Below are 14,075 nucleotides of genomic sequence, written 5' to 3'. Positions count from 1 at the left end.
GACAATGAAGGGTTGGCACCATGCCAACCCTTTTTCTATTCGTCTCTTCTGTTTATTCTCACACTCTTTGTATGAATGCGCTCAACCGGCGTGACCATCGACTCTTGGTTTGAGTAACATCGGCACAAACTTCACCACATAAAGCCCAAAGGCGAATACCCATAACCCGGCGCTGAGGTTAACCCAACCGATCATATGCTCCGGCCATATCACGACCAGCACCGCACGCACTAACGCCGCGCACAACAGCGCAGCAAAAGCCCAGCACATATTGGGCCCTTGATAAATCGAGCGACCGGTATGCCCCATGGTAACGCGTGCAATCATTGCCAGAATGACGCCGCCAAGCGCGCCAATGGCAAACAAATGCAGCAGCGTATGGGTTGCAAAAGGGTCGTCCATTGCGGCGCGCAGTAACAAGCTCAGCGGTATGCACGCGTAGCCAGCATGCAGCGACCACACCAAGGGCTCACTAAACGTGCGCCAAGGTCGCCAGCGGTATAACCGAATCGACTGCGCAGCTCCGGCCAACCCCATCAGCGGCGCACCAACTTGCGCCATAGTTAAAGGGAAGAAGCTCAATATGAACAGGGCTATGAGTGGCCCATTGGCACACCACTCTAGCCACACTAGACGTTCACTTTGCGTAAACTCAAAACGCCGCGCCGTAAAGAAAGGGATCACTCTGCCGCCCATGACCGATAACAGCAAGGTGAACCACCACAGCATCGCCTGCCAGACGCTACTTGACGCAAATGGCGCGACGCCTTTGACTGTGGCATAACTTGCAAAGTTCGCCACCAGCGCCAACACGATAAGCGGCACAAAGAACAGGTTTCGCCACCCTTTCACTTTGACCACTCGCCTTCCGACCTCATAGGCCAGTAGCAGCAGAAATAGGGCTTCAATAGTGGCAGTGATCCACAGAGGCACAGGCGCCCAAAACAGGCCACGCGGCACAAGCCAAAGTAGGCTCAGTAGCATCAAGCAGGGACCTTTTGTACCCTGGATTCCCGTCCAGTTTTGCACCGCGGTGAGCAGAAAACCGGCCACAATCGCCATTGCAAAACCAAACACCATTTCATGCACATGCCACCACAAAGCTGGCACTTGCAGAGCTTCTGGCTGGCCAGTCTGAAACATCCACACCCAACCAACGATTGCCACGATGGCGTAGACGCTGCCGAGTAGAAAAAATGGACGAAACCCTAAGCGCCAAATTGGCGTAATGCGCTCTTCCTGCTGTTTATCTGTAATCGTAATCAAGCCTAAATCTCCACACGCGGCCCTATCAGTAAGACTCCACTAACAGCAATAATTAGACCATTTAATCAATCTAATAGAATCAATAAGATAAACGTAATTAGCTCAATCATTGATGTCTAAATGACACATATAACGATGTCTTAGTTACATCAACTCGAACTGAACATGCGCAACATTGATGCTTTTCATTTATATGCGAGCAAGGTAGCTTAAAAGAAAAAATAGAGGAGAAAGTCATGGCGCACTACATTTTCGGTTACGGCAGTTTGATGAATTCCGCCTCACGCCAACTCACAGGCAAAACCGCTCCAGCGATTCCCAGTGTCGTGCACGGGTTTAAACGCTATTGGGGAAAAGTGGACGACAGTTACACCCTCTCCCCCTTGGTGGTTGATCGAGGGGAAGGCTTAGTAAATGGCGTTTTGCTCGCCATCTCACCGGGCGAAATAAGCGAATTTGATCGCCGTGAGCGCGGCTATCATCGCGTGGCGATCCCCCACGCCAATATTGAAACGATACAACCGCTTACTCACGAAGACAGCGTTTGGGTCTACATAAAAGACGCGCCCGAGCCGCCTTGCTCACTGATGCCCATCATGCAAACCTACGTCGATACCGTGTTGGCCGGTTGTTTGGAGATCTCCGAGAACTTTGCCGAGCAGTTTATCCACTCAACGTTTGGCTGGCATCATCCACTGGAAAATGATCGCCACCAGCCGAAGTATGGCAACCTCGCGGGCGTCACCCAAGCGCACCATCCGCATATCGATGCGTTGGTGGCTATCGTCAGGTGAAATAGGCGTGATAATTTGAAACGTTTACACCGAGCCTAAAAGCAGTAAAAACAAGCGCTAGGGCTCGTATTTGCATCTTTAAAACCGCGCAATGATTGCGTCATTTTCACAATGGGTGTTTAATGAACGCATCAGAAAACGAGGTTCAAGATGGCAACAATAAAAGACGTCGCAAAAGAAGCCGGTGTGTCGGTCGCCACGGTATCACGCGTCATTAATAAATCCCCCAAAGCAAGCAAGTCCTCCATCGCGGCTGTCACGCAAGCAATGAGCAAACTGGGCTATCGCCCAAACGCGGCAGCCAGAGCCTTAGTGAGCCAAAGCACCAATACGGTCGGCGTCTTGGTGGGGGATGTCTCTGATCCGTTTTTTGGTACCTTAGTCAAAGCGGTCGACAACGTTGCTCATGAGCATGGCAAGCATATCTTGGTCGGCAACGGCTACCACAGCTTAGAGGATGAGCGCCGAGCCATTGAACTTTTGATCAATAACCGCTGCGATGCGTTAGTTATCCACTCAAAAGCCTTATCTGATGAAGAGCTTCAGGGCTATGCCAAAGAAGTGAAAGGCATGGTGATCATCAACCGTCATATCCCTGCGCTCGCAGAACGTTGCATCTCTTTGGATAACCACAAAGGCGCCTACCTCGCAACGGAATACCTGATTCGTAACGGCCACAAACACATCGCCTGCATCGCCTCCTCGCATCAAATTGAAGACTCGGGCCAACGTATTGAAGGGTATTTAGCGGCGCTCAAAGACCATAAGATCGATCTCTCCAAGGCGTATATTGAATACGGCGAGCCCAATAGTGATGGCGGTGAAATCGCAATGACCAACTTACTCACCAAGTCGTTGGCCATCACTGGCGTCGTCGCTTACAACGATTACATGGCGGCGGGCGCATTGTCGGTACTCGATGAAAATGGCATTGCTGTGCCGCAGCAGGTTTCGATGATGGGGTTCGATGATGGCTTGATTGCTCGCTATGTTCATCCAAGGCTGACGACGGTGCGTTACCCCATTCAGATGATGGCCGAGAAGGCCGCGAGACTCGCCCTTGCACTCGCCAAAGGGGAACCGGAAGAGAGCGACACCATCATTTTTTCGCCCACCGTGGTGCGCAGAAACTCAGTCGAGCGACTGTCATAAACAACACCTTGTCCGCGAGATAACCTTATGAGACCGCCCTCCATTGAGGGCGGTTGTATTAATGACACATAAACTGATAAATGGTCTGCTGACGATACTGCTCTTTCGGCTTTAACAAGCAACTTGGTTGCGGCCACTCAGGGTGGTTGGGCGAGTCAGGCAAAAACTGGGTTTCCAGCGCAATGCCCGCATAATCTTGATATTCGCCCCCTTCTCGTCTTGGCGCGCCGCCCAACCAGTTGCCAGTATAAAGTTGAATCGCAGGCTGCGTGGTGATGACACTGACGCTGACGCGCTCATCTTGGCTTGTTAAGGTTGCGATCGGCGCCTTCACCTCTCGTTCTGGCGCGAGAAAGAAGCTGTGATCGTAACCTTTGGCTTGTTGCTGCTGCGTGTCAGCCAATAGGTCTGCCGCAACCGATTTAGGTTGGCGAAAATCGAAACTGGTGCCTTCGACGCTCACCAGATCCCCCAAAGGAATCCCGACCTCGGTGGTAGGTAGGTAGTAGTCGGCCTCAATAGAGAGGGTATGCGCGCGCGCATCCAGCCCGCTAGTGGTGCCATTGAGATTGAAGTAACCGTGGTTGGTGAGATTGATTGGCGTGGTTTTATCACTGGTCGCCAAATAGTCAATGTGCAGCGCATTGTCGTCACTGAGCAGGTAACGCACCGAAACAGTGACATTGCCGGGAAAGCCTTGATCGCCATCTTTCGAGTGCAACGCAAACAGAACGTGCTGTTCGCTGCGCTCAACGATCTGCCAGCGTCGCTTATCAAACCCTTCGGCGCCGCCATGCAGACAATTACCCGCTTGATTGGTCGACACTTGATAGGACTCACCCTCTATCTGAAAAAGACCATTGGCGATACGGTTCGCATAACGTCCAACGGTTACCCCCAAGTAACCTTGTTGGCGCTGGAAGTCTTCCATGGCCCCTACACCAAGTAACACTTCACGTTGCTCCCCGCTCGCCAAAGGCAAACGACAACTGAGCCAAGTGGCTCCGATGTCCATCAGCACAACGCGAGTCCCCACTGCGTTGTTCAACTCGACCAACTGCGCTGCCTCACCATCATAGGCTGGCTGCGCCGTCATGGTCTCAAATAGAGCATGAGTCATGGGGTTTCCTTATTCCGCTGTAACCAGGCCAGCGCCTTGCTTGGCTTGGCAAACATAGATCGACGCTTTGAGCCCCGTTTGCGCTTCGTATTGCGCCTCAACGACGGCGCGAACATCTCCCACCAGCGCGGGCGGAACAAGCGCTACAATACAGCCACCAAAACCACCGCCGGTCATCCGTACGCCGCCTTGGTCACCGATGACCTTTTTGACCATCTCGACTAACACATCGATCTCTTTGACCGTGATTTCAAAATCGTCACGCATCGAGGCGTGCGATTTGGCCATCAGCTCACCCATGCGTTTGATGTCATTGTTTCTCAGCGCTTGTGCCGCTTCTAAAGTGCGATCGTTTTCGGTAATGACATGACGTGCACGTTTGGCCACCATGGCATCGAGCTCGGATGCTTTGGCATTGAACTCCTCAATAGTGACATCGCGCAGCGCAGGCACACCGAAAATACGTGCGGCCTCTTCACACTGCTCGCGGCGAGTGTTGTATTCACTATCGACCAGCCCACGTTTTTTATTCGAGTTGATGATCACCACTGACATCTCTGCAGGCATCGATACTGATTGAGTCTCTAGCGTACGGCAATCTAGCAACATCGCATGATTTTCTTGCCCTTCAGCGGAGATCATTTGATCCATGATGCCGCAGTTACACCCCACAAACTCATTCTCCGCTTGCTGACCGTTGAGTGCGATTTCGGCTTGAGAAATATCAAGCTTGTACAACTCTTTAAACGTCTGACCAATGACCACTTCCAACGCGGCTGACGAGCTGAGACCCGCACCTTGAGGTACATTACCACTGACCGAAATGTCCGCGCCGTTGAAGGTATATCCCCGTGCCAACAAACACTTGACCACACCGCGAATGTAGTTGGCCCACATTTTGTCTTGCGCAAAGGTGATGGCTTGGGTGATATCGAACTCATCCACGGCGTTGCCGTAATCAACCGACACCACGCGCACGAGGTTATCGTCACGCTTTGACGCCGCCACCACCGTTTGATAGTTAATCGCACAAGGGAGAACAAAGCCGTCGTTGTAGTCGGTGTGCTCACCAATCAAGTTGACGCGCCCCGGCGCTTGAATAATGTGCGATGGCGCATAGCCTAGCACCTTCTCGAACGAGCTCTTCACATTTTGGATCAGTTCAGACATAAGGTTCTTCTCTTAAAAAATAGCATTCGGTGGGTCAACGCCACGTGCGGCGTTCACGCGTAACAGACTCGGCTTAGGCCTCTTTGTAATGCACGTCACTGACGTCTCTTAGACGCTGCGCGGCTTGCTCTGCAGTTAAGTCACGCTGGCTTTCTGCCAGCATCTCATAGCCGACCATAAATTTTCTTACCGTGGCGCTGCGCAGCAACGGTGGGTAGAAGAGTGCGTGCAGTTGCCAGTGCTCAATGTCCGTCCCTTGTTCAAAAAATGGCGCGTAATGCCAGCCCATCGAATAAGGGAAAGAGCACTGGAACAAGTTGTCATAGCGACTGGTTAACTTTTTGATCGCCAGCGCGAGATCATCACGCTGAGCATCACTGAGTTCACTCATGCGGCGGATGTGCGCTTTGGGTAACAGCATGGTCTCAAACGGCCAAGCGGCCCAGTAAGGCACAACGGCGATCCAATGCTCAGTATCGACCACAATGCGCGATCCGTCTTTCAACTCTGCTTGGACATAATCAACCAACAAATTGCGCCCGTGCTCTTCGAAGTAGGCTTTAAGGTGGCGCTCTTTGCGTTCGATTTCATTCGGCAGAAAGCTGTTGGCCCAGATTTGACCGTGTGGGTGTGGCTGAGAGCAGCCCATGGTCTCGCCTTTGTTTTCAAACGCCTGAACCCAGAGGTACTCTTGGCCTAACTCTTCAATCTGTTCATTCCAAGTGTCAATCACCCCACGAATTTGAGCCACGGGTAATTCCGGCAAGGTTTTGCTGTGATCGGGAGAGAAACAGATCACGCGGCTCAAGCCTCGCACACCTTGGGTTTTAAATAGCGGATTGTCAGATTCTGGCGCGTCAGGAGAATCGACCATCAGAGCGGCAAAGTCGTTATTGAACACATAGGTGCCGCGGTAATCAGGATTCACATCGCCAGAGATACGAGTGTTGGTAGGACAAAGAAAACAGTGCGCATCGTAACGAGGCAACGCATCCTGCGCGGGCTTTTCATCTGCGCCACTCCAAGGGCGTTTTGCTCGATGAGGCGAGACTAATATCCACTGCCCAGTCAATGGGTTATAGCGGCGGTGTGGGTGATCCACAGGATTAAATTCAATATTCGACATCTTACTTACTCAACCTTAAACACAAAAACTCTTAACTGTTTGCTTAACCTTTGCCTAACTCATGCCCAGCTCGGCTCGCTGTGTGTTATGACGCGCCGTAACCTTGAGGGTTTGTGGACTGCCATTTCCATGTATCGGCCGTCATATCCGCGACGCTGCGGCTCGCTTTCCAACCCAGCTCTCGCTCTGCTTTCTCGGTGCTGGCAAAGCACTGGGCAATATCTCCTGGGCGTCTTGGGCACAGCTCATACGCAATCGGCTGACCGCAGGCTTGGCTAAAGGCATTGACCATCTCAAGCACACTGGAGCCTTGGCCGGTCCCCAAATTAAAAATGTGCAACCCAGCGCGCGCGCCTACCGATTTCAACGCTGCGATGTGCCCATCCGCTAAATCCATCACATGAATGTAGTCACGCACTCCGGTGCCATCGGGTGTTGGGTAGTCATTGCCAAAGACCGACAATTTCTCTCGCCGCCCCACCGCAACTTGAGCGATGAAAGGCATCAAATTATTTGGAATGCCTTGTGGGTCCTCTCCCATTGAGCCTGATGGATGGGCGCCGACCGGATTGAAATAGCGCAGCAAGGTAATGCTCCAATCGTTTTCCGCCGCAAAGAGATCCGATAAGCACTGCTCGACCATGTACTTACTGCGACCGTATGGGTTGGTCGTCGCGCCTGTCGGTGACTCTTCGGTGATCGGAACGCTAGCCGGGTCGCCATACACTGTCGCGGAAGAGCTAAACACTAAGCTTTTCACGCCCGCTTTACGCATGCAGCGCGCCAACACCAAGGAGCCATTCACGTTGTTGTCATAGTATTCGAGTGGCTTGGCTACCGACTCCCCGACCGCTTTCAATCCGGCAAAATGAATCACGGCGGCAATGTCATGCTGAGCAAAAACACCATCGAGAAACGCCTCATCGCGCACATCACCTTGATGAAAAATCGGCTTCACCTTGGTGAGCGCTTCAATACGGTTCAACACTTCTTGATTGGCATTGCAGAGGTTGTCGATAATCACAGGCTCCATGCCTGCTTCGATCATCTGTACACATGTATGGCTACCGATGTAACCCATTCCACCCGTTACTAATACTTTCACTGTTTGCCTCGCTCTGGTTCGCAATCGCTCAGAAATGACTCTGCTTGCTCAAAAGTCTAGCAATCATTTGCGCCTAGTTTCCGTGATCAATTTCTCATTGTGTAAACGTTTCCACAAATTACTCACCAATACTGGATTTGACTGCTACCCGCCCCTTTTCCTCTGCCCATCAGAAAGAGGGCAACAGGCTAAGGAAGCCAAAGCCATCAATATCTCTATCAAGGTCACAATCCCTGACTAAACTTTGTGAAACGTTTTCACAGAAGCGAAAAATTATGGACATTTTCTCATCAAGTAAGAATCATAACGAAGAAACTGATTTGCATATCCAGCCCAGCACCGGACAATTTGCGACTTTGCCTTTGCCAGCCCTACCGCACCCTGCAAACTCGCCACCGGGGCACCACAGTTAGGACCACCCATGCCAAATACGATAGATAAACGCATGAAGATCGTCGCGCTCACTTGGCCGCTATTTATCGAGATCTTGCTGCGAACAGCGCTCAACACCAGCGATGTCTTCATGCTCAGTGGTTTCTCTGATAAAGCTGTTTCGGCGGTGGGCGTCATCTCTCAACTGTCGTTCTTTTTGATTATCGTCTCGTCGATGGTCAGCAGCGGCACGGGTATTTTAATTGCGCAATACAATGGTTCAGGCCGAGTACAAGATTCCGCCCATGTTAGCGTCGCCAGTATTTTTCTCTCTGCCCTGGTCGGTATCTGCCTGAGTGGACTGTCTATCTGGGGCGCTTACGCGTTTCTGCCGCTCTATGGATTAGAAGCTCAGGTCGAACAGTACGCCCAAGAGTACCTGCTGATCAGCGGCGCGATGACTTTTAACGTCACCCTCGGCATCGTGCTGACCACTATTTTGCGCAGTAACGGCTTTTCCCGCTCTCCGATGGTGGTCAACTTGGTGTGCGGCGTGCTCAATATCATCGGTAACTACATCGCCCTTTATCAGCCTTTTGGCTTGCCGGTCTATGGGGTACAAGGGGTGGCGATTGCCACTGTCGTCAGTCAGGTGCTCAGCACCGTGATCCTCTGGGCGGCGGTTAAACGCTCTGGCATCGAGATACCATTTGCCGAGTATCGAGCAATACCTCGCGTTATCTACTCACGCATCGTCAAAATTGGCGCCATGAATGCCGGAGAAGTGCTCTCTTACAACATGGCGCAAATCTGCATCACCTTTTTTATCGTCCAGATGGGTACCGCCTCATTGGCCGCCTTCACCTACGCACAGAACATCGCTCGCCTCTCCTTTGCCTTTGCGCTTGCCCTCGGGCAAGGTAGCCAGATTCAAGCGGGCTACTACATAGGCCGCGGTTGGATTGACTCGATTTTGTCTCTAGTGCAAAAGTATTTTGTGGTTGGCTTTTGCGTCTCCACGCTGTTGACGGTCATCGTCTACTTACTGAGCGATCCCATCATCGCCCTCTTTACTACAGAGCCGGAGATCGCCGCCCTGACCGCGACCTTGATTGCCGGTTCGATCGTGCTCGAAGCGGGGCGCGTCTTTAACCTCATCTTTATCTCGGCGCTCAAAGCGGCTGGCGATATCAAATTCCCAGTCAAAATGGGCATCATCAGTATGTGGGGGTTCGGGGTCGGTATGAGCTATGTGTTTGGCGTCTACTGGGGCTATGGCGTGCTCGGTGCCTGGATGGCGATTGCACTCGACGAGTGGTTTCGCGGCATCATCATGGCAAGGCGTTGGCGCTCAAAAGTGTGGACGCGTTACACCCTTCAGTGATCGACCATTTGTCATCAGTAACCAGACCGTCGTAAAACAACAGGGATAGCGCTCGCTATCCCTATTCGTTTTTATCCCCTACACCTCGTCAGCTTGAGCGTGGCTCAACGACAGTGTCACCTGATAGCGATAGCGTTTATCACTCAGAAGATAAGCCTGATGCACGCTAGGCGTCCACGAATCGTCACCGCCCACGCCCATATGCGCACCATCAATTCGCACGTAACAGGACTCACCTTTGGTTAACTCGTGCGTATGTTTGGTACTGGCTAAGTTGTGCAAACTGTAGCGACTGACGGCAAAATGAAATTGCCCCTCGATGAGCAACTCACCCACTTTGGCCTGCGTGACATCACAGCGCAAGCCGTTGTCACTTGGGAATATGTACGGCGTGTGCATCGCATCCAGCGATTGTTGATAGCGTCCGATGTGCGCAGACGCTAATCGGTCCGGATAGTTCTCATGTGGGCCACGGCCCAGCCAAGAGACCTGTTCTATAGACTCGTGATGCTCGCCATCGTACAACGCCACCTCTAATCCGATACGCGGCAGTGGAGGTAGATGCTGAGCAACCGTCACATCGACATCCAAACTCACACTGCCATCACTGGCCACCGTATAGCGCCACGTCGAGCGGATCAGCGCCTTACCTTGATGGGAATAACGCTGCTGACTCACCACCACAATTCCTTGCTCAGCTTGATACCATTCAAACTGCTCAAGCTCTCGGGTCAAGGAATCGAGCCCTATCGACTGCCAACGCGCAAACCAAGAGTTGGGGTCGAGCTTGTTGGCCTCACTGGTGCCAATATCATTATCAAGCGGAGCCCGGTAGAAGTTATCGATGATCGGTGCGGTCAGCTTTTCGCTGTCGTTGACTTTCCAACTGCCGATCGCGCCTATTGATTTGTCAAACTCGAGCGCAAAATCATCACTATAGACCAGCAAGGCTTTTGCGCTGTCCGAGGTGTTGATAGCGCCAATAGGCTTGATGCTCGGGCTCGGTAGCGCCGTCTCAACTGAAAGTTCCAGTTGCTCGATGGCCGTCACATGGCCGGCGCTTGCCCAAGCCGTCTCTTGACGAAGGCTCACCTCTAGGTTGAGGTAATACGGAGCGCAGCGACCACTGCTGATAGGCTGCTCGCTCAAGGTTACGCTTTGCGTCGATTTTGCCGCCAAATCGAGATCAAGCTGACCACGGTGCAGCACCTCTCCTTCACAAGTGACACTCCAATCAAGTATCTCGTTGTCACTGGCGCTAAACAAGTACTCACTCTCTACCTCAATCACCAATGGCTGAGTCGATAGCAGGTGGAACTGGTAAAACTGCTGCGCTTTTTTGACTTCCTGCAGGGTGGGATGCGCGCTTCTATCTGGGAATAGCAGACCATTGATACAAAACTGACGATCATTGATTTCATCACCAAAATCCCCACCATAGGCCCAATAGGTTTGGCCATCCGGCGCTATCTTGGTTAAACCTTGATCGACCCAATCCCAGATGAAGCCCCCTTGCAAGCGCGGGTTATCTCGAAACGCTTGCCAATAGTGCGTAAAGCTGCCGAGGCTGTTGCCCATCGCATGAGCGTATTCACATAAAATCAGGGGACGCGTCTCATCAGGCAGTGCAATGGATTTACGAATCCCGACACGCGGCGTGACCTGTGGCTGATGCTTCACGACTGGCAGATCCCAATCGACCCGTGCGTACATCGGACATAGGATGTCGGTCGCGGCGGTCATCGCGCCGCCGCCTTCATATTGGACAGGTCGAGAAGGGTCACGCTGTTTGACCCATTGATACATCGCATGATGGTTATTCCCGATCCCCGACTCGTTGCCAAGCGACCAAATGATGACACACGCATGGTTCTTATCGCGCTCCACCAACCGAGTAATACGGCGCAGGTAGGCCGGTAGCCATTCACTGTCGTCGGACAAGCGGCACATCGGAAACTGGCCGTGGGTTTCAATGTTGGCTTCATCCACCACATAGAGACCATACTCATCGCACAGTTGATACCACTGAGGGTGGTTTGGATAGTGCGCGGTACGTACCGCATTGAAATTGTTCTGCTTGAGCAGCTGGATGTCGCGGAGCATATCTTCTCTTGTCATCACATGACCAAGCTCTGGATGATGCTCATGGCGATTGACGCCGCGGATCAGCAGCGCTTCGCCATTCACTTTCAGCTGACCGTGCTCAATACGTACCTCACGAAAACCGACCGAATACGCCTCACAATCTATCACCGTGTCATGCTCATCAAGCAAGCTGACAACGGCACGATACAAGTAAGGGCGCTCTGCGCTCCATAGTATCGGCGCTTGAACGTCAAGGGCATGCTGCGCTTTATCGCTCCACGGCCCTTTTTCATCGACAAACTGTAATCCCACCGTGCTGACTTGCTCTGCGACCAGCTGCTGTTCGGCATCAAACAGACGCACACGTACGCGATTGTCGACCTCTTTTTGCGATAAAGTGGTCGTCACACCAAGCGTGGCCTGGTGAAACCCTAGCGCCAACTCAGTGCGAATCTCCACATCTTGAATGTGCAGTCGCGGTTTTCGGGTTAAGGTGACATCACGGAAAATGCCGCTTAGCCACCACATATCTTGATCTTCCAAGTAGGAACCGTCGCACCAACGCATCACCATGACCGTCAACTGGTTGCCCCCCTCCTGAAGATAAGGCGTTAAATCAAATTCGGCGGGCAGACGCGCATCTTGCGAGTAACCGACCCACACGCCATTGCACCACAGGTGAAAGGCACTGTTGACGCCATCAAAGGTGATCCACGTTAACTCATTCGGCTGTGGCGACACCTCAAACGTGGTGCGATAAACACCGGTCGGATTGTGCTTAGGTACGATTGGCGGCGTGTCCGCAAACGGATATTTCACATTGGTGTAAATTGGCCGATCGTCAACCTGCGGCTGTAACTGCCAATTGGACGGCACCGTGATTGGCGACCAAGCGCTGTCATCAAAACTTTTCTCAGTACACGCTTCTGGCACCTCACTCGGCGACGAGAACAGCATAAACTGCCATTGACCATTCAAGCACGTTTGCTGGGCAGACTCTCTCCCCTGCAAGGCATCGTCTTCGTTTTGATAAGCATTGAAAGGGGCATGAGCGGGCAGAACATGATGGTGGGTGACGTGATGATTTTCCCACTCTCGCGCTGCCAGAATATCGGCAAAAGTTCTCATAACAACACTCTTAATCTCAGTGATAAAAAAGAGCGCACTGACTCGAGAGGCCACGAGTGGAGCAGTGCGCTCAGTCGGCTGACTCTGGCAGGTCTATGTACAGGGGAATAGACTCGCCGTCAGCGTATCAAAACCTTATTTGAAGGTGCGTTTACTGACCTTATCCAGTTTTTGCAAAATGTCGTCGATGCGATCAGGGTGAACCATGAACTCTTGGAAGCCCTTCATCCCTTCTTTCGCCATTGCAGGATCGGTATCTCGGTCATAGAACTGCGCCGTACCTTCCGCGTTCGCCAGCATTTCCACCCCTTTGTCTAGGAACGGATCCGCTTTCGCTTTCGCTTTATTGTTGGTTGGGATCTGCAACAACATCTCGTTGATCAATTGCTGGTTTTCCGCACGAGCGACAAACTGAAGGAACTTACGTGCGTCTTCTTTGTTTTTCGCTTTTGATGGGATGTGAATCGTATCCATCGGCGCGTCTTCCGCCATCGGAACGGAAGGGTCGATCACCGGGAATTGGAAGAAGCCCATTTTGCCATCCAACTCTTTCGGGAAGTTAGGGGTAATGAAGTTACCCATCAGATACATCGCCGCCTGACCGTTGTAGAGGAACGGCTGCGCCTCTTGCCAAGAGTAAGACGCATGGTTTTCTAGGAAATAACCAGGCTCCACCAACTGTGCCCAGTTCGCGAAGGTTTTCTTCACTCGCTCATCGGTGTAAGGCACTTTGCCGTCCATCAACTGGATATGGAAATCGAGGCCGTTGGTACGTAAGTTGATGTAATCAAACCAACCCGCCGCCGTCCAAAGATATTTAGTACCGATGGTAAACGGTGCCACGCCATTCTCTTTCAATGTCGCCGAGGCTTTAAGTAGATCGTCCCACGTTTTGGGCTCAGCAATACCGTACTGCTCAAAGATGTCTTGGCGGTAGTAGATACCCCATTGGTAATAAGTGTAAGGCACACCGTATTGCTTGCCGTTGACCGTCATCGCGGGCGCCGAAGCGGTGAAGTCTTGCTTCATGTTGTTGTCTGTCCAGATGTCACTCACATCTTCAAACAGGCCACGATCAACGAAGGTTTTCATACGGTTACCCGCATACCAGAACACCACATCCGGCGGCGAAGTGACCAACCAGTTGCGGATGGTCGTTTTGTACGCTTCATGATCGTAGAGGTTATATTTGACGGTGACATCCGGGTACTCTTGCTCAAATCGCTTGATGATTTCAGCCCACGCCTCTTTAGGTGCAGGGTCTGAGGCGTCAGAGTTGATCACCAAAGTGCCTGCCCATGCGGATGTAGAAAGAGTTGCACCGAGTATTGCGGTAGCAGCAAGGTGTTTCACGTATTTCATATTCAGGTCCT

10 protein-coding genes are annotated in these 14,075 nt (G+C 52.1%); 3 read left to right on the top strand and 7 right to left on the bottom strand.

Translation table 11 applies throughout. From position 1 onward, the window contains the following. Window positions 1-81 precede the first annotated feature (81 nt). Complete coding sequence (locus AC6R0L_RS11290; RefSeq protein ID WP_500629200.1) at window positions 82-1,266, bottom strand: NnrS family protein; 1,185 nt, start codon at window positions 1,264-1,266, stop codon at window positions 82-84. A gap of 236 nt (window positions 1,267-1,502) precedes the next feature. Between AC6R0L_RS11290 and AC6R0L_RS11285 the strand changes: the two genes are divergently transcribed. Beyond that, window positions 1,503-2,060 (top strand): gamma-glutamylcyclotransferase family protein, encoded by a 558-nt coding sequence (locus AC6R0L_RS11285; protein ID WP_500629199.1) that lies wholly within the window; start codon window positions 1,503-1,505, stop codon window positions 2,058-2,060. A gap of 150 nt (window positions 2,061-2,210) precedes the next feature. Beyond that, window positions 2,211-3,212, top strand: a complete 1,002-nt coding sequence (locus AC6R0L_RS11280; RefSeq protein ID WP_334551418.1) for a substrate-binding domain-containing protein — start codon at window positions 2,211-2,213, stop codon at window positions 3,210-3,212. A gap of 58 nt (window positions 3,213-3,270) precedes the next feature. Here AC6R0L_RS11280 and galM read toward each other — a convergent pair whose 3' ends face one another. From galM to galE, 4 genes are all read right to left on the bottom strand, one after another. After that, window positions 3,271-4,332: a galactose-1-epimerase gene (gene galM / locus AC6R0L_RS11275; protein WP_500629198.1), complete on the bottom strand. Its 1,062-nt coding sequence runs from the start codon at window positions 4,330-4,332 to the stop codon at window positions 3,271-3,273. A 9-nt stretch (window positions 4,333-4,341) separates the two neighbouring features. Continuing rightward, window positions 4,342-5,502: a galactokinase gene (gene galK / locus AC6R0L_RS11270; protein ID WP_487901729.1), complete on the bottom strand. Its 1,161-nt coding sequence runs from the start codon at window positions 5,500-5,502 to the stop codon at window positions 4,342-4,344. A 73-nt stretch (window positions 5,503-5,575) separates the two neighbouring features. Beyond that, window positions 5,576-6,628 (bottom strand): UDP-glucose--hexose-1-phosphate uridylyltransferase, encoded by a 1,053-nt coding sequence (locus tag AC6R0L_RS11265; RefSeq protein ID WP_487901730.1) that lies wholly within the window; start codon window positions 6,626-6,628, stop codon window positions 5,576-5,578. 85 nt (window positions 6,629-6,713) lie between these two features. Then, window positions 6,714-7,733 carry a UDP-glucose 4-epimerase GalE gene (gene galE / locus AC6R0L_RS11260; RefSeq protein WP_487901731.1) on the bottom strand — a complete coding sequence of 340 codons (1,020 nt, stop codon included), beginning with the start codon at window positions 7,731-7,733 and terminating at the stop codon, window positions 6,714-6,716. Between the two features lie 421 nt (window positions 7,734-8,154). Here galE and AC6R0L_RS11255 point away from each other — a divergent pair, with 421 nt between their 5' ends. Next, a complete protein-coding gene (locus tag AC6R0L_RS11255) occupies window positions 8,155-9,489 on the top strand; it encodes an MATE family efflux transporter (protein ID WP_500629197.1) in 1,335 nt (444 codons plus the stop codon). A gap of 78 nt (window positions 9,490-9,567) precedes the next feature. Here AC6R0L_RS11255 and AC6R0L_RS11250 read toward each other — a convergent pair whose 3' ends face one another. Both AC6R0L_RS11250 and AC6R0L_RS11245 read right to left on the bottom strand, forming a co-directional pair. After that, entirely contained in the window at window positions 9,568-12,702 is a 3,135-nt protein-coding gene (locus tag AC6R0L_RS11250; protein WP_500629196.1) for a beta-galactosidase, read from the bottom strand. Between the two features lie 135 nt (window positions 12,703-12,837). Beyond that, window positions 12,838-14,064, bottom strand: coding sequence for an ABC transporter substrate-binding protein (locus AC6R0L_RS11245; protein WP_487901734.1), 1,227 nt, complete (start codon window positions 14,062-14,064; stop codon window positions 12,838-12,840). Window positions 14,065-14,075 lie beyond the last annotated feature (11 nt).

The sequence above is a fragment of the Vibrio sp. R15-SG3-ISO1A genome, from assembly GCF_059833955.1.
Note: the sequence above shows the minus strand (reverse complement) of the source record. Positions and strands in the feature narration are given on the sequence as shown.

Coding starts and splice junctions, on each gene's coding strand:
- AC6R0L_RS11265 (WP_487901730.1), bottom strand. CDS start 6,628: ATGTCGAATATTGAATTTAATCCTGTGGATCACCCACACCGCCGCTAT.
- AC6R0L_RS11280 (WP_334551418.1), top strand. CDS start 2,211: ATGGCAACAATAAAAGACGTCGCAAAAGAAGCCGGTGTGTCGGTCGCC.
- AC6R0L_RS11250 (WP_500629196.1), bottom strand. CDS start 12,702: ATGAGAACTTTTGCCGATATTCTGGCAGCGCGAGAGTGGGAAAATCAT.
- galK (WP_487901729.1), bottom strand. CDS start 5,502: ATGTCTGAACTGATCCAAAATGTGAAGAGCTCGTTCGAGAAGGTGCTA.
- galM (WP_500629198.1), bottom strand. CDS start 4,332: ATGACTCATGCTCTATTTGAGACCATGACGGCGCAGCCAGCCTATGAT.
- AC6R0L_RS11245 (WP_487901734.1), bottom strand. CDS start 14,064: ATGAAATACGTGAAACACCTTGCTGCTACCGCAATACTCGGTGCAACT.
- AC6R0L_RS11285 (WP_500629199.1), top strand. CDS start 1,503: ATGGCGCACTACATTTTCGGTTACGGCAGTTTGATGAATTCCGCCTCA.
- AC6R0L_RS11255 (WP_500629197.1), top strand. CDS start 8,155: ATGCCAAATACGATAGATAAACGCATGAAGATCGTCGCGCTCACTTGG.